The 17,744-nt window shown below is 37.0% G+C and carries 19 protein-coding genes; 13 read left to right on the plus strand and 6 right to left on the minus strand.

Translation table 11 applies throughout. The features are described from left to right. The first annotated feature begins 19 nt into the window (after positions 1–19). Both DKG77_RS09970 and DKG77_RS09975 read left to right on the plus strand, forming a co-directional pair. Entirely contained in the window at positions 20–547 is a 528-nt protein-coding gene (locus DKG77_RS09970) for an SRPBCC family protein (RefSeq protein ID WP_109662620.1), read from the plus strand. A 3-nt stretch (positions 548–550) separates the two neighbouring features. Next, positions 551–928 carry a VOC family protein gene (locus DKG77_RS09975; RefSeq protein ID WP_109662622.1) on the plus strand — a complete coding sequence of 126 codons (378 nt, stop codon included), beginning with the start codon at positions 551–553 and terminating at the stop codon, positions 926–928. A 3-nt stretch (positions 929–931) separates the two neighbouring features. On the opposite strand, the gene DKG77_RS09980 is transcribed toward DKG77_RS09975, so the two are convergent. The 4 genes from DKG77_RS09980 to DKG77_RS09995 all read right to left on the minus strand — a co-directional run bounded on the left by DKG77_RS09980 (position 932) and on the right by DKG77_RS09995 (position 6,055). Continuing rightward, complete coding sequence (locus DKG77_RS09980; RefSeq protein WP_109662623.1) at positions 932–2,617, minus strand: alpha-amylase family glycosyl hydrolase; 1,686 nt, start codon at positions 2,615–2,617, stop codon at positions 932–934. 102 nt (positions 2,618–2,719) lie between these two features. After that, positions 2,720–3,496, minus strand: coding sequence for a carboxypeptidase-like regulatory domain-containing protein (locus tag DKG77_RS09985; RefSeq protein ID WP_109662625.1), 777 nt, complete (start codon positions 3,494–3,496; stop codon positions 2,720–2,722). 75 nt (positions 3,497–3,571) lie between these two features. Then, positions 3,572–5,332 carry a DEAD/DEAH box helicase gene (locus tag DKG77_RS09990; protein ID WP_109662626.1) on the minus strand — a complete coding sequence of 587 codons (1,761 nt, stop codon included), beginning with the start codon at positions 5,330–5,332 and terminating at the stop codon, positions 3,572–3,574. 141 nt (positions 5,333–5,473) lie between these two features. Continuing rightward, the gene (locus DKG77_RS09995) at positions 5,474–6,055 is read right to left on the minus strand and encodes a non-canonical purine NTP diphosphatase (RefSeq protein WP_109662628.1); all 582 of its coding nucleotides are present in this window, start codon (positions 6,053–6,055) and stop codon (positions 5,474–5,476) included. A gap of 61 nt (positions 6,056–6,116) precedes the next feature. Here DKG77_RS09995 and DKG77_RS10000 point away from each other — a divergent pair, with 61 nt between their 5' ends. From DKG77_RS10000 to DKG77_RS10015, 4 genes are all read left to right on the plus strand, one after another. Continuing rightward, positions 6,117–6,569 carry a methyltransferase family protein gene (locus tag DKG77_RS10000; RefSeq protein WP_109662629.1) on the plus strand — a complete coding sequence of 151 codons (453 nt, stop codon included), beginning with the start codon at positions 6,117–6,119 and terminating at the stop codon, positions 6,567–6,569. After that, the gene (locus DKG77_RS10005; protein WP_109662631.1) at positions 6,560–7,360 is read left to right on the plus strand and encodes an alpha/beta fold hydrolase; all 801 of its coding nucleotides are present in this window, start codon (positions 6,560–6,562) and stop codon (positions 7,358–7,360) included. The genes DKG77_RS10000 and DKG77_RS10005 overlap by 10 nt, the downstream gene beginning before the upstream one ends. Before the next feature lie 130 nt (positions 7,361–7,490). Further along, complete coding sequence (gene serA, locus DKG77_RS10010; RefSeq protein ID WP_109662633.1) at positions 7,491–9,383, plus strand: phosphoglycerate dehydrogenase; 1,893 nt, start codon at positions 7,491–7,493, stop codon at positions 9,381–9,383. Positions 9,384–9,506: 123 nt separating this feature from the next. After that, positions 9,507–10,436 (plus strand): type IV pili methyl-accepting chemotaxis transducer N-terminal domain-containing protein, encoded by a 930-nt coding sequence (locus DKG77_RS10015; protein ID WP_109662634.1) that lies wholly within the window; start codon positions 9,507–9,509, stop codon positions 10,434–10,436. On the opposite strand, the gene rlmH is transcribed toward DKG77_RS10015, so the two are convergent. Further along, a complete protein-coding gene (gene rlmH, locus DKG77_RS10020; protein ID WP_109663726.1) occupies positions 10,402–10,875 on the minus strand; it encodes a 23S rRNA (pseudouridine(1915)-N(3))-methyltransferase RlmH in 474 nt (157 codons plus the stop codon). The genes DKG77_RS10015 and rlmH overlap by 35 nt on opposite strands. 90 nt (positions 10,876–10,965) lie before the next feature. Here rlmH and nadC point away from each other — a divergent pair, with 90 nt between their 5' ends. The 4 genes from nadC to priA are packed head-to-tail and all read left to right on the plus strand — an operon-like array spanning position 10,966 to position 15,696. Then, entirely contained in the window at positions 10,966–11,823 is an 858-nt protein-coding gene (gene nadC / locus DKG77_RS10025) for a carboxylating nicotinate-nucleotide diphosphorylase (RefSeq protein WP_109662636.1), read from the plus strand. Further along, entirely contained in the window at positions 11,823–12,803 is a 981-nt protein-coding gene (locus DKG77_RS10030) for a YihY/virulence factor BrkB family protein (protein ID WP_109662638.1), read from the plus strand. The genes nadC and DKG77_RS10030 overlap by 1 nt, the downstream gene beginning before the upstream one ends. Next, the gene (locus DKG77_RS10035) at positions 12,778–13,227 is read left to right on the plus strand and encodes a DUF2147 domain-containing protein (protein ID WP_109662639.1); all 450 of its coding nucleotides are present in this window, start codon (positions 12,778–12,780) and stop codon (positions 13,225–13,227) included. Before DKG77_RS10030 ends, DKG77_RS10035 begins: the two co-directional genes overlap by 26 nt. A gap of 12 nt (positions 13,228–13,239) precedes the next feature. Beyond that, the gene (gene priA, locus DKG77_RS10040) at positions 13,240–15,696 is read left to right on the plus strand and encodes a replication restart helicase PriA (protein WP_109662641.1); all 2,457 of its coding nucleotides are present in this window, start codon (positions 13,240–13,242) and stop codon (positions 15,694–15,696) included. On the opposite strand, the gene DKG77_RS10045 is transcribed toward priA, so the two are convergent. Then, positions 15,697–16,389: a LytR/AlgR family response regulator transcription factor gene (locus DKG77_RS10045; RefSeq protein WP_109662642.1), complete on the minus strand. Its 693-nt coding sequence runs from the start codon at positions 16,387–16,389 to the stop codon at positions 15,697–15,699. Between the two features lie 236 nt (positions 16,390–16,625). Between DKG77_RS10045 and rpsF the strand changes: the two genes are divergently transcribed. From rpsF to rplI, 3 genes are read left to right on the plus strand one after another with little or no spacing between them, the layout of a single operon-like run. Then, complete coding sequence (gene rpsF / locus DKG77_RS10050) at positions 16,626–16,964, plus strand: 30S ribosomal protein S6 (protein ID WP_055392374.1); 339 nt, start codon at positions 16,626–16,628, stop codon at positions 16,962–16,964. 3 nt (positions 16,965–16,967) lie between these two features. After that, positions 16,968–17,264 (plus strand): 30S ribosomal protein S18, encoded by a 297-nt coding sequence (gene rpsR, locus DKG77_RS10055; RefSeq protein ID WP_055392375.1) that lies wholly within the window; start codon positions 16,968–16,970, stop codon positions 17,262–17,264. A 13-nt stretch (positions 17,265–17,277) separates the two neighbouring features. Further along, positions 17,278–17,730, plus strand: coding sequence for a 50S ribosomal protein L9 (gene rplI, locus DKG77_RS10060; RefSeq protein ID WP_109662644.1), 453 nt, complete (start codon positions 17,278–17,280; stop codon positions 17,728–17,730). Positions 17,731–17,744 lie beyond the last annotated feature (14 nt).

Genomic DNA, 17,744 nt, shown 5'->3' on the forward strand with positions numbered 1-17,744 from the left:
TAACCAATTATAAAATCCAATGATTATTCTACTCTATATTTTAGCTGGGATTGTTTTTATTATTTTAATTCTTGGGCTCATAGCTCCAAAGAGCTACAATGTTTCACGCTCAATTGAAATAGCCAAACCTAAGGACGTTGTGTTTGAAAATCTTAAGTTTTTAAAGAATCAAGATGCGTGGTCACCTTGGAACAAAAAAGACCCCAATATGGAGAAAAAGTTCACCGGTACCGATGGTGAAGTGGGGGCAATAAGCTACTGGAACGGAAATAAAGATGTGGGTGAAGGGGAACAGGAGCTCACAAAGATTGTGAATGGTGAACGTATTGAGTCTGAACTTCGGTTTCTAAAACCTTGGAAATCTACATCTGATGCCTACATAACCACAGAGGAAGTAGGTGAAAGCAGTACAATGGTCACTTGGGGCTTCTCTGGAAAGAACAAGTTTCCTACTAGTATTTTTATGTTATTTATGAATATGGACAAAGCCGTTGGCGGGGATTTTGAAGAAGGCTTGGCCAGTTTAAAAGAATTATTGGAGAGGTAACCTATGGAACAGAACATGGTGGGTTGGTTCGAAATTCCTGTATTGGATATGGATAGGGCCAAAGCTTTTTATGATGAAGTTTTTAAAATTAAGATTCAAGTTCAGGATTTTGGTGGAACATTAATGGGTTGGTTTCCATGGGCCGAAGGAAAACCGGGAGCCAATGGTTCTCTCATTAAACATGAGGATTATAAACCTAGCAGTAGAGATGGAGTACTTGTATACTTTGCAAGTTCTGATGTTCAAAATGAACTAAATAGAATTGAGAAAGCAGGAGGTGAGATTATAAAGACCAAAACACAAATTAGCCCAGAAGTAGGCTTTATGGGGTTATTTTTAGATACCGAAGGCAATAGGATTGCACTGCATTCAAGGAATTGATGCTCATTCCACCAATTCCAAAAGCGCAATATCAAAATCGTTTTCAAGAATTACCTTTCCTTTAGTGACCATTACCTCGGTTTCAGAATAGGTGTCGTACAATTTGGTTCCATCACCAAAAAAGCCTTTTACCCAAAGGGATTTTTTACCTTTTGGCAGATTTAAACCAACTACAACCTTGTCTTTATAGTCACCATCTACATACGTTCTAGAGAATACATAGGGTGATTTTGCCAATCTTTTGTGCTTACCTGCACCAACAGCGGGATGGTTTCTACGGAATTGACCTAATTTTTGCCAATGCTTGTGTATTTTCTGTGTTTGCGGCAAGCTGTCCAATTCTTCCCAGTTCATAAAAGAACGTAAAGTGGCATCACCTTCTGTGCCTTCAATGGTAAGGCTTCTTGCTGTTTCATCCCCATAATAGACTTGTGATGCTCCCGGCGTTAACAACAGGACATTTGCTGAGTAAAAGGGCTTTTTTCGTTCCTTGTCAAAAGGACTGCCATCATCATGAGAAGTTAAGTAGTTCAACACACTCTTACCTTTTAGCTTGGTGTTTAATAGGCGATTATATTTCTTAAAAATGGTTTCATAGTCTTTATGGGCATCGACTTTAAGGTCAAAATTTATGAGACTCTTAAATCCAAAATCAAAAAAATCTACCTTTTTATCCCCAAAATCAAATGCTCTGCCACCTGAGATACCATAATTATAGACTTCACCAACCATGTAGAAAGGGTTATTGTCCAATATATGGTTTGGGTTCTTTTTCTTCCAAGTCTCAAAGGCGTAACCGGCCTCTTTATATAAATCTGACCAAGCATTCTCATTAACATGCTTTACAGTATCCACCCGGAACCCATCAACACCAAAATCGTTGATATAGTCCGTGAGCCATTTAATGATATAAAATCTAGGGGCTCTAGGATATCCTGTTCGTTCAAAAAATAACTGGAGCTCATCCAATTCTTGACTTAAACGACCTTCTTCTTTCCATTTTGCCAGAAGTGCATCTGGCAGCTCCACGGGGTCATCAGATTCTGTTAGAATATCTGGAAGGTTTTCTACCAAGGTGCAGGCGGTTGTATTCTCATATGTGGTAAACTCACAAGTAGGTCCAGTGCGCACCCACTCTTCTGGCCAAACGGGGTCTTTATCCGTAACTGGCCCAGTATGGTTTAGTACTACGTCTAACAATACACGAATACCCTTGGCATGAGCAGATTTCACCAATTTTTCCAAATCTTTTCTGGTTCCAAAACTAGGATCAATTGCCGTCCAATCTTTGGTCCAATAACCGTGATAGCCATAAGTGTTTCCAGTACCTTCATTGGTAGCACCATGTATTTGCTCAACAACTGGGGTAAACCAAATGGCATTTATTCCTAAATCGGTGAAATAACCTTCTTCAATTTTTTCAGTGATTCCCTGAATATCACCCCCTTCAAAACCTCTAAGAACAGCTGTATCCTCGGTTCTGTCAAAGCTCACATCGTTTTCAGGATTTCCATTATTAAAACGATCTGTTAATAGGAAATAGATGTTGGCACCTTCCCACGCAAAAGGAGCTTCTTTTTTAGGAATCATTTCTTCAACTACTTTAGTGTCTACTTTAGTTGTTTTTTTTACCTCTTTACAGCCAAAAAGTAAGGGTAGAATTGACATAACAGTAAGTAGTTTTTTCATCTTTTGGGATTTTAGCTAAAACTATAAAATGAATGCGGAAATATAAAATTTATTTACGCTCTGTATCTGTAAGCAATTTTGAAAGATGGAAATGGTAAGTATTTATCTTCTATTCAATACTTTGTATTCTTCATAACAACTGGAGATGGCATCTAAAATTTGTAGATCGTTTGCCGTATTAATAAAGGATTTGGAGTAGCTACAGTTGTTTAAGATATCTTCAATGTCAACTTTTTCAAGCTGGAGCAATTCTGTTAGTGTTTCTCTATCAAATTTAGAAGCCAATAAATTCCGGATATCATCGTCCTCCTTCATCTGCCTTAACTTGCGCATTTGTTTTGGTTTTTTGCCAAAAAGATTTCGTAAAAGGTCAGCAGGATTTAAAATGGCCCCTAGAACTTTGGTTACCGCGCTTGGGCTTTTACTGCCTCCCTCGTAACTCTTTTGAAGGCCAGAAATACTATATTGATAGGCGTTGTTAACCGGAAGGTTTTTTACGTCAATTTCTAGATAACCAGTCAACTGGTAAGGCCTTACAATAACTTCTTCCAAAGCATAAGCAAGTTCGGTCAAGGATATTTCTGTCCCTTCAAACTTGAACATATCATTGGTGACCCTAACTTTTTGTGATTTAAAACCTAAAAAGGATAGGTACAAAGTATCGTTAACAGCGGCCGGAATTGTAAACTTTCCTTTTTGATCGGTGATTGTACCCACTACTTTATTGAGGTTAACAACATGCACGCTTACCATTGGAAAGCTTGTTTGTGCATTAATCACCGTAGCGTTTAGTTCACCTTCAACTATTGTGTCATCCTCATTTTGAGCAAAACAAAAAAATGAAATGAAGGAAAAAAATGTAAGTAGAACTCTTCTCATGCAATCTTTGTAGTCATAAAAGTACTAAACAAAGAAAAATAAATAGGTGTCCACCATCATTTAATATAGAATTAACTAATAAAAGCCCGGTCTTTTCTTTCCTCCTTTTTTCCCAGAGTTGTTTTTTCTTCCCCCTCTAAAGGATTTATTATCCCCACCTTTTCTATGTCCTCTCTTTCTATCCCTTTTTTTGCCACCACTTCTTCCAGAACCTCCAGGATTTTTAGACACTTCAACATTGATAAAACGGCCATCTACTTTAAACTCTGTAAAAGTCTGAAGCACATGATCTGTTACTTGTGCATCGGTATTAAAAAAGGAGAAGCTGTCTTTTGTATCCACGTTAAAAACGTCTTCCTTTTCAAGATTAAGTGTATCACGTAAAAAGTCTTTTAAGGACATCCAGTCATAACCATCACGCTCTCCTACGTTAATGAAGTAGCGTACGGAGCCATTGGATGGTATATCGCCTTTAGAACGTTCTTTTCTATCTCCGCGATCTCTTCCATCTTCAGACGAGTTCAAATCTCTGGTTTTACTGTAATAGTTATAAAAGCGCGTAAATTCTACTGAAATAATTTTTTTGAGCAATTCATCTCTATCAACACCTTCCAAAACATCGTTTATGGCTGGCAGATAATTGTCTATCTCCGGGTTTATCTCAGTTTCTTTGATTTTACTTGCTAAATGATATAGTTGTATTTCGCAAATTTCAATACCCGTTGGAATTTTCTTAGAAAGAAAAGCTTGTTGGATTTTGCTTTCAATGGATTTGATTTTTCGTAACTCAGAACGGGTTACGATAACCATAGAAATCCCAGACTTTCCAGCACGCCCTGTACGGCCACTACGGTGGGTATACGTTTCTATTTCATCTGGAAGCTGGTAATTAATAACATGCGTAATGTCATCTACATCAATCCCCCTTGCTGCAACATCTGTGGCAACAAGCATCTGAACCTGTTTTTTTCTAAAGGAATTCATGACCAAATCCCGTTGGTTTTGACTTAAATCCCCATGCAGTGCCCCTGCATTGTATCCGTCTTCAATAAGTTTCTCGGCAACTTTTTGCGTGTCTCTTTTTGTTCTACAAAATATTACAGAGAAAATACCAGGATTGGCATCTGCAAGACGCTTAAGTGCAGAATAACGATCACGTCCACCAACTACATAGTACTCATGCTGTACGGTTGAAGTTCCTGCATTTTTGGCCCCAATAGTAATTTCTTGAGGTTTGTGCATGAACTTTTTAGCAATAGTGGAAACTTCTCTGGGCATTGTTGCAGAAAACAACCAGGTGAATTTTTCTTTTGGAGTGTTGGATAAAATGTCCTTAATATCTTCAAAGAAGCCCATGTTCAGCATTTCGTCTGCTTCATCAAGCACACAGTAGTCGATTTTTGAGATATCAACCATACCTCTGCCGATCATGTCTTTCATTCTACCGGGAGTGGCCACAACAATTTGTGCTCCTCTCTTAATTTGTCTTGCCTGATCCGAAATACTGGCACCACCATATATAGCTACAGTGTTTAAGCCTTTAACATATTTCGAATAGAGTTTAAGCTCATTGGTGATTTGTAAACAAAGCTCACGGGTAGGGGAAAGGATAAGTCCTTGAGTTGTCCTACTGTCAGATTGTATTTTTTGAATCATTGGAAAGCCAAAAGCAGCAGTTTTACCTGTTCCTGTTTGAGCCAGAGCGACCAAATCGGTCTCTTGTTCCAATAAAATTGGGATTGCTTTTTCTTGTACTTCTGATGGAGTCTCAAATCCTAGGTCGGAAATAGCATCCAATAGGGGTTTGTCCAACCCCAGGGTTTCAAATTTTGTCATTGTGGTATATACCTTAAATCGCAAATATGTTGTGTTGTATAGAGCGATTTTGTACTACCTATCCGAGCCCCTCACAACACCATGCCCATACCGGCGGCGTTAATAAAGGCGCAAAGGTACATCAATTTGTTAAAGTGGTAACTATAAAGCCCTGTTTTTGAAGAAAGCAACTAATTTTTGGATTGCAAGACCTCTATGGCTTATGGTATTTTTAATCTCTGCAGACATTTCGCCAAAAGTTTTGTCATACCCTTTAGGTTTAAAAATAGGATCATAGCCAAAACCCTCAGGACCAAATTCCTTTTCTGTGATGTGCCCTTCCACAACTCCTTCAAAAGAGTAGCTTTCGTTTTTAAGATTTAGATGGATCACTGTTTTAAAGTGCGACTTCCGATTTGTGTTTTCCTTTAATTCAGACAATACTTTGATCATATTATCTTTTGAGTTCTTTTGCTCCCCAGCATAACGGGCAGAATAAACTCCTGGGGCACCATGCAGCGCATCAATAAGCAAACCAGTATCATCCGAAAAACAGTCAAAACCATATGTGTCTGTTACGTAATCGGCCTTTATTTTGGCATTTTCTTCCAATGTTTTTCCAGTTTCGGGAATTTCATCAAAACAACCTATGTAATCTAAAGAAAGCAGTTGGATTTCAGATGGCAAGAGCGCTTTGACTTCCATTAATTTATGCTGGTTATGTGTGGCAAAAACAATTTTCAAGGTATGGCATGATTTAATACAGGGCTAAAAATAGTAATTTCGATGTTCTAGTTGACATAAAATGAAATTGAGAATACCACCACCTTTGGTCATGTTGATCTTTGCATGCTTTATGTATGTTTTGAATCGATTTTTGCCCTTTGGAAGCTTTGATTTTTTTGGACGTATAGCGCTGGCAACTTTTCTTGTTGTTTTGGCTTTTATAATTATGGCGTGGGCAATTTTTCAATTTTTGAGGGCCAAAACGACAACAAACCCTATTAATTTGACAAAAACGAGTAACCTGGTCACAACTGGTATTTTTAAATACACCAGGAATCCAATGTATTTAGGTATGCTGTTAATATTGCTTGCTTTTGGATTAAAACTGGGTAACGCATTCAACACACTTGTGGCGGCGGGTTTCGTGTATTTTATGAACTATTTTCAAATAGAAAATGAGGAAAAAGCGCTGACCAAACTTTTTGACAAAAAATACATTGTGTATTGTAAAGCTACTAGGAGATGGTTTTAAAGTTAAATGCACTTAAAAAGAATTTCTATTTGAGTGTTTTATTCTTGGGATTTGGATTGAATGCCCAAACGCAGTTCTTTTCTTCTTTTGATGGAACCCAGATTGCCTATTCTGATGAAGGTGAAGGTAATCCAATAATGTTGATACACGGCTTCATCTCTAACGGCACAATGTGGCAAAAATCGATTTTAAAACAGCAGCTTTTAGAATCTGGTTATAGAGTAATAGTCCCAGATTTAAGGGGAAACGGAGAATCTGATCGACCTGAAAACCCTGAAGCATATAAAAATGATGCAGAAGTTAAAGATTTGAAATATCTAATTAACCATTTAGGGTTAAACGAATTGAATGCTGTGGCTTATTCAAGAGGAAGTATTGTTCTCTCTAAATTGTTAGTAAAAGAAAACCGTATAAAAAAAGCGGTTTTAGGAGGAATGGGTATTGATTTTACCAATCCAACATGGGATAGAAGAATTCTTTTTATGAATGCTTTTGATGGCAAAACAACTGAAGAAACCCAAGGGGCAGTGGATTACGCAACTTCTATAGGCGCAAACCATAAAATTCTTCACCTACTTCAAAAATATCAGCCGGTAACTAGCTTAGCGCAGTTAAAAGAGATTTCCGCAACAGTTTTGGTTATAGCAGGAGAGCAAGATTTAGACAACGGAAATCCCTCCAAACTGAAGAATGAGATTCCAAATAGCCAGTTAGAAATTGTGCCCGGTGATCATAATGGCGCATACAAAACACAACTTTTTTCAACCAAAATAATTCAGTTTTTTGATTAAAAATCAGCATTTTGAAACATTTTATAGATGATTTTTGATATATCCATATTAATAAACTGTTTTTTAAGGTATCCAATTTCAGGGATAGAATTAATGCTTATTTTTAAATCTTAAATTTTCGACGAAATTCATGGTAGAAGTGGGACGCAAGTATGTTTTTGATTTTGATAGCACCCTTACTAGGGTAGAGGCGTTGGATGTTTTGGCAGAAATGACCTTACAGGGAAAATCCAATAAGGATGAAGTTATTCAAGAAATCCAGGATATTACCAACTTGGGAATTGACGGCGATATTTCATTTACAGAGTCCTTAGAACGCAGAATACAGCTGTTAAAAGCGCACAAAAATGATTTGGAAGGATTGGTAAGTGAACTAAGACAGAAAATCTCTAAATCCATTGCATCAAACAAGGAATTTTTTGAGAAATTCTCTGATGATATTTATGTAATATCCTGTGGTTTCAAGGAATTTATCGACCCAATTGTTCAAGAATATAACATTCCATCAGAAAGAGTATATGCAAATACCTTTAAGTTTGATGAGGAAGGAAATATAGTGGGTTTTGACGAGGCAAACGTACTCGCATCGCACAATGGCAAGATAGAATGCCTTAAAAATTTGGATTTAGATGGAGAGGTTCAGGTAATAGGAGATGGCTATAGTGATTATGTAATGCGGGAAGCCGGCATTGCCGATAAGTTTTTTGCCTATACCGAAAATGTACATAGGGAAAAAGCTGCAAACAATGCAGACCATGTAACCCCAAATTTGGATGAGTTTCTCTACGTGAACAATCTGCCCAGAAATATATCGTATCCCAAAAACAGGATTAAGATTTTGTTGTTGGAAAATGTCCACCCAGATGCATTTGAAAACTTATCAGAAGATGGTTTTTCCGTGGAGTTGGTAAAACATAGTTTACCTGAAGATGAACTTATTGAAAAAATTAAAGGAGTTCATGTATTGGGAATCCGTTCCAAGACCCAAGTGACCCAAAAGGTGTTGGATGCAGCAAATAAGTTACTCGTAATTGGCGCTTTTTGTATAGGCACTACCCAAATAGATCTGGAGTACAGCAAGAAAAAAGGAGTTGTTGTTTTTAATGCGCCCTATAGCAATACGCGCTCTGTTGTGGAGTTGGCTATTGGCCACATTATCATGTTAATGCGCAATGTTTTTACAAGGAGTTCAGAAATCCATAATGGCACCTGGAATAAAACAGCGGCAAATTCAAGAGAAGTTAGAGGTAAAAACTTAGGAATTGTAGGTTATGGGAACATAGGGAAGCAAATGTCCGTTTTGGCCGAGGCTATAGGCATGCGTGTTTATTATTATGATGTAGCCGATAAACTGCCATTGGGAAATGTTATCAAATGTGACACTCTGGAGGATTTGCTTTCTATTTCTGATGTGGTAACCTTGCACATTGATGATAACAAGGCGAACAAGGGATTCATAGGAGAAAGGGAGATCAACCAGATGAAAGACGGAGCTATGTTGATTAATCTGTCCAGAGGGTTTGTGGTTGATATTGATGCGCTTGCCAATGCACTGAAAAGTGGGAAATTAGGAGGAGCAGCTGTAGATGTTTACCCTGAAGAGCCTAGAAGCAATGGAAATTTTGAAACCGCACTCCAAGGACTTCCTAACGTAATTCTTACACCTCATGTTGGCGGTAGCACGGAGGAAGCACAAAGAAATATTGCGGATTTTGTTCCTAATAAGATTATGGCATACATTAATTCTGGAAACACTGTAGACGCTGTGAATTTCCCTAACATTAGATTACCTAAACATACCAATGCGCACCGTTTTCTGCATATTCATAAAAATGTTCCAGGAATAATGGCAAAAATAAGTGAGGTTTTAGCCAAATACGAAATGAATATTACGGGACAATACCTATCCACAGATGACAAAGTAGGATATGTAATTACAGATTTAGACAAAGAGTACAACAAGGAAGTTGTAAAGGCGCTCAAGAATGTGGAAAACACCATAAAGTTTAGAGTATTGTACTAGGTATTTTGGTACAGCCATAATATGGTTGTTCACATTCTGAAACTTCTGTTTCACAACATTTTTGCGACACAGCTAAATTTTCGACATACATTGTAGGTAAATTCTTATATAAAACTTACCTGAATGAATATTGGGAAAATCAAACTGTTTAAAAAGGGATTTCAGGCGTACTATTTACTTGTGATTTCAATTGTTTCATTGACAATTATTATCCAATCCATGACCCAATATTCATTAAAAAAGCAGCGGTCCACTGCTCTGATCGTAAATCTGGCAGGAAGACAGCGAATGCTCAGCCAGCGATTACTTCATGAGCTGTACTCTTGCAGGTACCACAACTGCGACTATGCAGAAATGAAACTCACTATGACCAAGTTGTATCAAATGAACGGATTTCTGCAACAAGGAAATGTGGGTTTAAAATTGGAACCGTTAGATGACGAGGTAATTCTTAGAGAGTTTAGGAGGTTGGAACCCCACTTGGAATGGTTAAATAGTGAATTGAAAGATTTTCAGAATTTTAAAAACCTTTCCTTTACAGATGTCAGATATCGCGTAGATCGGTTTTTGTTTATAATGGAGGGCATTGTGAATCAGTTTCAGAAAAAAGCAGAAAAAGACATTCATACCATGATGATAATAGAACTGGAACTGGCCATTTTTTCTATTGTTATCATACTGTTTGAAATATTTTTCATAGTAAACCCAATCATTAACAGAATAGTTGATCAAAAGAAAAAACTTTCAGAGATAGCTTGGCATCAATCCCATGTTTTTAATTCTCACATGAGAAATATTGCTGACCTGCAATATGTTTTAAAAATGGAGAAAAACCTCGAAAGGCAAAAAGAAATTTTTGGATTTATTGAAGAGGAACTAAATCATTTAAAAAAGGTTTCCCAGAATATGGTTAAATCACTGGAAGAAACCATAGAGGATCCTAAGCCACATCAGTTGGTAATCCGTAAAGTGGAAGATTTTCTGGAAAAGTATAAGCTAATGGGCACAGAGAAAGCACTTATTGATGATGATAAGGCTCATTCCGTAAAATAGTAAAGCCCCTGTACAACTGCTCGATCAAAAACAAGCGCACCATTTGATGTGAAAATGTCATCTTGGACAAACTTATTTTTTCATTGCTCCTTTTGTATATGGCATCACTAAAACCATAGGGCCCGCCAATGACCAATACAAGGTTTTTTATTCCACTGTTCATTTTCTTTTGAAGGAACTGAGAAAAATCAATCGATGTAAATTGTTTTCCTTTTTCATCTAAAGTAATCAGTACATCCGCAGTTTGTATGTGGCTTAGAATTAACTCTCCTTCTTTTTCCTTTTGTACGGCCTCAGAAAGGTTTTTACTGTTTTTGATATCTGGAATGATGAGAAACTGAAATTTTATATAATGTTTTAGCCGTTTTTCATAAATAGCTATAAGTTTGGAAAGTTCTGAACTATCTGTTTTGCCAATGGCAATTAACGTAATTTGCATGATCAAAAATAATTTTTTCAAACCAAACAATGGCAACGGACAATAGTCAGGAGTAATGTTTTTATTATTTTCGTTAAAACCCCAGCAATAATGATTACCCAGGATCAATTCCAAAAAGAAATAGCCCTTATCATAGCAAATGCCATTCGTGAAGACGTTGGGGATGGCGATCATAGTTCTTTGGCATGTATTCCACCGGAAACCACTGGAAAAGCAAAGTTATTGGTCAAAGATGAAGGCGTTATTGCAGGTATAGATTTTGCTAAACAAGTGTTTGATCATGTAGACCCCAATCTAAAGATCGAAGTGCTTGTCGAAGATGGTGCTTCCGTAGCATATGGGGATATTGTGTTTTATGTTTCTGGGAGTTCCCAGAGTATCCTCAAAGCGGAAAGACTAGTGCTCAATGCCATGCAGCGTATGAGCGCAATTGCTACAAAAACAAAAAGCTATGTTCAGCTTTTAGACGGAACAGATACCAAAATTTTAGATACTAGAAAAACAACTCCCGGGATTAGGGCCCTGGAAAAATGGGCCGTTAAGATTGGAGGAGGGGAGAACCATAGGTTTGCTCTGTATGATATGATCATGCTTAAAGACAACCATATAGATTTTGCTGGAGGAATTACACAGGCCATTGAAAAGACAAGGCAATATTTGATTAAAACTGGCAAGAACCTTAAAATTATTGTGGAAGCAAGAAATTTGGAAGAAGTTGAAGAAATATTACAATCCGGAGGGGTTTATAGAATTCTATTGGACAATTTTAATTATGAGGACACCAAAAAAGCGGTTGCACTAATAGGAGAGCGATGTCTTACAGAATCCTCGGGAGGAATAAATGAAAATACAATAAGACATTATGCTGAATGTGGTGTGGATTATATTTCTTCAGGAGCGCTAACACACTCTGTCCATAATATGGATCTAAGCCTAAAAGCAGTTTAATGTCAACAGCCATAGAAGAACGGTTAGAAAAGATTCCGATTATCAATTGGCTGGTTCGGATATTGAAAAAAATAAAACTAAAGGCATTTGAAGGGCTTTCATTTTATGATTTAATGGAAATGTACATTTTGGGGATTGTAAGGGGTACATTATCCTCAAGGGCAAGTTCTATAGCATTCAGCCTTTTTATGGCGCTCTTTCCGTTGCTTATATTCTTGGTTACACTTTTACCTTTTATTATTCCCTACGCAAGTGTAGGAAATGAAAATTTTGATGCCCAGTTTTTATTGTTTTTAGAATCGTTCTTACCATCGGCAACAAGTGATTACTTTGGTGATATTTATCAACAGATAAAAGACCAAAAGCGAGGAGGACTTTTATCTTCCACCTTTGTGATTTCAATTTTCTTGGTAGCCAATGGGGTAAATGCAATTTTTGGAGGTTTTGAAAATTCATATCATGTAGAGCTGACCAGAAACTTTTTCAGACAATATATCTATGCTTTTATGGTTGGGTTGATTTTATCCATTTTGTTGATCTTAGGGGCAGTAATGTTCGTGTATTTTGAGTTTTACATTGTGGAGTATACTAGTGAGTATTTAGGAAAAAAACTGGGATATGATATTGAAAAAAGCGATACCATAGGAATTCAAGTGACCAAAGTTTTGTTCTTCATGTTGCTTTCCTATCTTACAACGGCGATACTGTATTATTTTGGTACGGCAGAAGGCAGAAAAGCTAAATTCTTTTCAGCAGGAGCGCTTATGACCACTTTGTTATTTGTACTTACATCGTATCTTTTTGGGGTGTATGTGGAAAAGTTTGCCAGATACAACGAATTTTATGGGGCTTTGGGAGGACTATTGATTCTAATGGTGTTTATTTGGTTAAATTCCAATATTCTGTTGCTTGGTTTTGAGCTGAACGCAACACTTAATTCTTTAAAGAAAAAACATGAAAAGCAGTTTAAGACTGAATAAATGTGCAGCACTTATTTGTTTGCTGATAGTTCAAATCTCATGGTCTCAAACTGTATTTGGGAAATGGAAGACCATAGATGACCGTAATGGAATAACTAAGGCAATTGTTGAGGTATATGAGGAAAATGGGCTATTGCAAGCAAAAGTTCTTAAAGTGGTAGAAAAAGGAAAGGAAAATGCACGTTGCATTAAATGTAAAGGGGAGTTGAAAGATAAGCCGGTCAATGGAATGAAAATCATGTTTGATTTTAAAAGAAATAACAAGGGAGAATATAAGGGGAACAAACTTTTTGACCCCGAGCAGGCAATGACATTTAGAGGCAGGGTTTGGTTGGATCCCAAGAATACTAATAGACTTAAGGTCCGTGGGTACCTAGCGTTTTTATATAGAACCCAAACCTGGCATAGACTAGTGGAAGAATAGAAGATAAATAGTATGCCCTATTTTTTAGATGTTGTCCTGCCCATACCTTTAGAAAGACTTTTCACTTACAGAATTTCTAAACAAGAAGCGGATTTTTTGGATGCAGGGATGCGAGTCGCAGTACCCTTTGGAAAATCAAAAATATATACTGCCCTAGCTTATAATGTTCATAGCAATGCTCCATTAGCCTATGAGGCCAAGGAAATCTATCAAATTTTAGATGAAGGGCCTTTGGTCAACAAGTTTCAATTGAAACATTGGGAATGGATTGCCCAATATTACATGTGTACCTTGGGAGAAGTGGTGCGCAGTGCTCTTCCAAGTGCTTTTTTGTTGGAAAGCGAGACTTTGGTGCTGCTAAATAAAAATGCTTTGGTAGATGAGTTGGACCTAAAAGATGATGAATTTTTGGTTTATGAAGCATTACAGCATCAAACTGTTTTAAAAATTGGAGAGATAAGCGGTATAGTCGATAAAAAGAATGTATTGCCCCTTGTAAACAGGTTAGTTCAAAAAGGGGTGGTTTTGCAAAAAGAAGAGCTTTACGAGCAATATATTCCTAAATTGGTCAGGTATGTAAAGCTTGGAGAGGAATTCCATGACGAAACAAAACTTGAAGAATTGTTGCATGCTTTGTCCAGAGCTCCAAAGCAAAGCCAAGTGGTACTGTCTCTTTTTCAGTTACAGGCAAAAAGTAAGAAGCCAATACCCATTGCTGATTTGGAAAAAGAAAGCGGAAGTTCCAGAGCTGTCATTAAGGCACTTATAGATAAATCGATTCTTGAAGAATATCACATTAGAACAGATAGAGTTAAATTTGACGAAGAACTTAAGCCCGAAGAAACTATTTCATTGAACCCATATCAGGCAAAAGCTTTTGATGATATAACGGAAAGTTTTACCAAAAGCAAAGTTGCCCTGTTGCATGGTGTTACCTCTTCAGGAAAGACTGAGGTTTATATCAAATTGATAGAACAGTCGTTGGAGCAAGGAAAACAAGCTTTGTATTTATTGCCAGAAATTGCCTTGACTTCTCAACTAATAGGCAGACTACGGTCTTATTTTGGAAACAAAGTTGCGGTGTACCATTCAAAGTACAGCATTCATGAGCGAGTGGAAGTTTGGAACAATGTAAAGGACAACTCTGATAAGGCACAAATTGTAATAGGAGCAAGGTCATCCTTGTTTTTGCCATTCTCCAACTTAGGGTTAGTGGTTGTTGATGAAGAACATGAAAATTCTTTTAAACAATTTGACCCAGCTCCTAGGTACCATGCCCGTGATGCCGCAATTGTCCTAGCATCTTTTCATAAAGCCCATTGTGTTTTAGGGTCTGCAACCCCAAGTATTGAAAGCATGAACAATGCAAAAAAGAAAAAATACGGATATGCAAGTATTCAAAACAGGTACGGGGATGTTTTAATGCCAGATATTACATTGGTTGATATTAAGGAAGCAACTCGAAAAAAACGCATGAAAGGACGTTTTTCTGAAACTTTATTCAACGCTGTTGCAGAGGCTTTGGAAGAAGGTGAACAAGTAATCCTGTTTCAGAACAGGAGAGGTTTTGCACCAATTATTGAATGCACCACTTGTGGCAATGTTACACAATGCCCCAATTGTGATGTTAGTCTTACATATCATCAATATAAAAATCAATTGCGATGTCATTACTGTGGGTATCATATGGCTTTGCAACAAGGCTGTCTGGCATGTGGAAGCCCCACGTTGGATAAAAAGGGTTTTGGTACAGAACAAATTCAAGAAGAATTGAAGGAGCTTTTTCCAGAAGCAAATGTGGGCAGGATGGATTTGGATACTACTCGCGGAAAATACGCTTATGAAAAAATAATCACAGCTTTTGAACAGCAAGAAATGGATATTCTTGTGGGCACACAGATGGTTACAAAGGGGCTGGATTTTAGAAATGTAAGTTTGGTAGGCATCATGAATGCGGATTCACTACTTAATTTTCCCGATTATCGTGCCCATGAAAGAAGTTTTCAAATGTTAACCCAAGTCGCGGGCAGGGCAGGAAGAACAAAAAAAAGGGGAAAAGTATTGATACAGACCTATAATCCGTACCACCAGATACTACAACAGGTTACCACAAATGACTATGACAAAATGTTTGAGGAACAGTATTATGAAAGAGAACAATTCAAGTATCCGCCTTTAGTTAGAATTATTAAACTAACACTCAAAGATAAGGACTACAACAAATTGAACGAAGCCTCACAATGGTTTGCTAGTTCGTTACAGAATGTATTGGGACAACAGATTTTAGGACCAGAATATCCGCCTGTGGCTAGAATACGTAGAGACTATTTAAAAAACATTCTTATTAAAACATCCAGGACCCAATCAATTTCACAAACAAAAAATAGCATTAAAAGAATTGAAAAATCTTTTAATGCTATTTCAAAGTATAAAAGTGTAAGACTGGTCTACAACGTGGACCACATATAATTATACGTTAGCAAGCGCTTCCGCCAACTCCGTCTTTTTATTTCTACTTAAAGGAATCTGTCTACCCCCAACTTCAACATTCTTACTGTTGAATTTTTCAATCTTTTCCAGATTCACAATGTATGATTTATGGATTCTAAGAAACTTTTCTGCAGGCAATTGCTGCTCAAAAGATTTCATTGTGGAAAGAATTACAATATTGGCTTCATCTGTAACCAATTTGATATAATCTCCCAAAGCTTCGATCCATTTAATGTCGTTTAAGATAACCTTACGTTTTTTAAGGTTACTTTTTACAAAAATATGTTCTTCATCTTCGTCAACCCTGTTCATTTGTTCATACTTGGCCACCGCTCTTTTTACAGAAGACTCAAATCGTGCCAATGTAATAGGTTTATGAAGGTAATCCGTTACATCATAATCAAAAGCCTTTAATGCATAATCTGGCTTTCCGGTGATTAAAATAACTTGTGGAGGGTTCTCCAGGGCCTCTAAAAGGTCAAAACCACTGATGATTGGCATTTCAACATCAAGGAAGATTAAGTCAATGTCGTGGTTCTTGAGTCCGTTTTTAGCTTCTATAGCATTACTATACTCGGCTACAAGGGCAAGATGTGGGTGATTGTTGACTAATTTGGCAACAGCCATCCGTTGCATTGAGGAGTCGTCTACAATTATACTTTTTAATTTCATAGAATGGGGTGATTTGTAGGGTTTTAAATCATCGGCAAATTACATAAAAAAGGCGTTTAACGGCAACAAAAGATGTAAACATGGTCAATTTTGTTGTGTATATTACCATATACGTTATGTAGGTTTGCTTGGTTCATTTATGTTAATAACTATTAATGTTTAAACGAAGATTTTAAGCTTTTCTTGCGGGAAGAAGTAATTATTACTAATTTTGCGCTCCTTTAAAAACATAATATATGAACCATTACGAAACTGTTTTCATTTTAAATCCCGTTCTGTCTGAAACACAGATAGAGGAAACAGTTAAGAAATTTGAAGATTTCTTAATTAAGAATGGTGGCAAAATGGTCTCCAAAGAAAACTGGGGACTAAAAAAATTAGCCTATCCCATTCAACACAAGAAAAGTGGTTTTTACCACTTATTTGAATTCACCGTTCCCGGTGAAGTAATTTCTCCTTACGAGCTAGAATTTAGAAGAGATGAGCGCATCATGCGTTTTCTAACTGTAAAGTTGGACAAGCACGCTATTTCTTGGGCAGAGAGAAGAAGAACCAAATTAAAAGCAAAGGCATAGGGTATGGCATCTATAGAACAACAAGCAAAATCAAAAAAAGATGGGGAAATCAGGTATTTGACCCCATTGAACATTGAGACCAATAAACAAAAGAAGTATTGTAGGTTTAAAAAATCAGGTATAAAATATATCGATTATAAAGATCCAGACTTTTTAATGAAATTGGTGAACGAGCAAGGTAAATTACTTCCTAGAAGACTTACAGGTACATCTTTAAAGTACCAAAGAAAGGTGGCACAAGCTGTTAAGCGTGCACGCCATTTAGCTTTAATGCCGTATGTTGGCGATATGTTGAAATAAAAAATACTGAAGAATGGAACTTATTCTAAAAGAAGATATACAGGATTTGGGTTTTAAAGACGACGTCGTAACGGTAAAAAACGGTTACGGAAGAAACTATCTTATTCCCAAAGGCATGGCTGCTTTGGCCACGCCTTCTGCAAAAAAGGTTTTAGCAGAAAACCTTAAGCAGAGAGCACACAAAGAAAAGAAAGTAATTGATGAAGCCAATAAGAAGGCAGAAGCTCTAAAACAATTGGAAATCAGAATTCCTGCAAAAGTAGGTGCTGGTGATAAATTGTTCGGTTCTGTAAATAATATTGATTTGGCTGCTGCATTAGATAAGGCAGGTTATCAAATAGACAGAAAGTTTATAAACATCCAAGGAGGAACAGTAAAGAGAGTTGGGCCATATGATGCTCAAATCAGACTTCACAGAGAAGTGATTGTTGATTTTCCTTTTGAAGTAATCGCCGAAGCTAAGTAACTGCTAAGTTTTGG

Origin of the sequence: Flagellimonas aquimarina (assembly GCF_003149745.1) — a bacterium.
GTDB classification, from domain to species: domain Bacteria; phylum Bacteroidota; class Bacteroidia; order Flavobacteriales; family Flavobacteriaceae; genus Flagellimonas; species Flagellimonas aquimarina.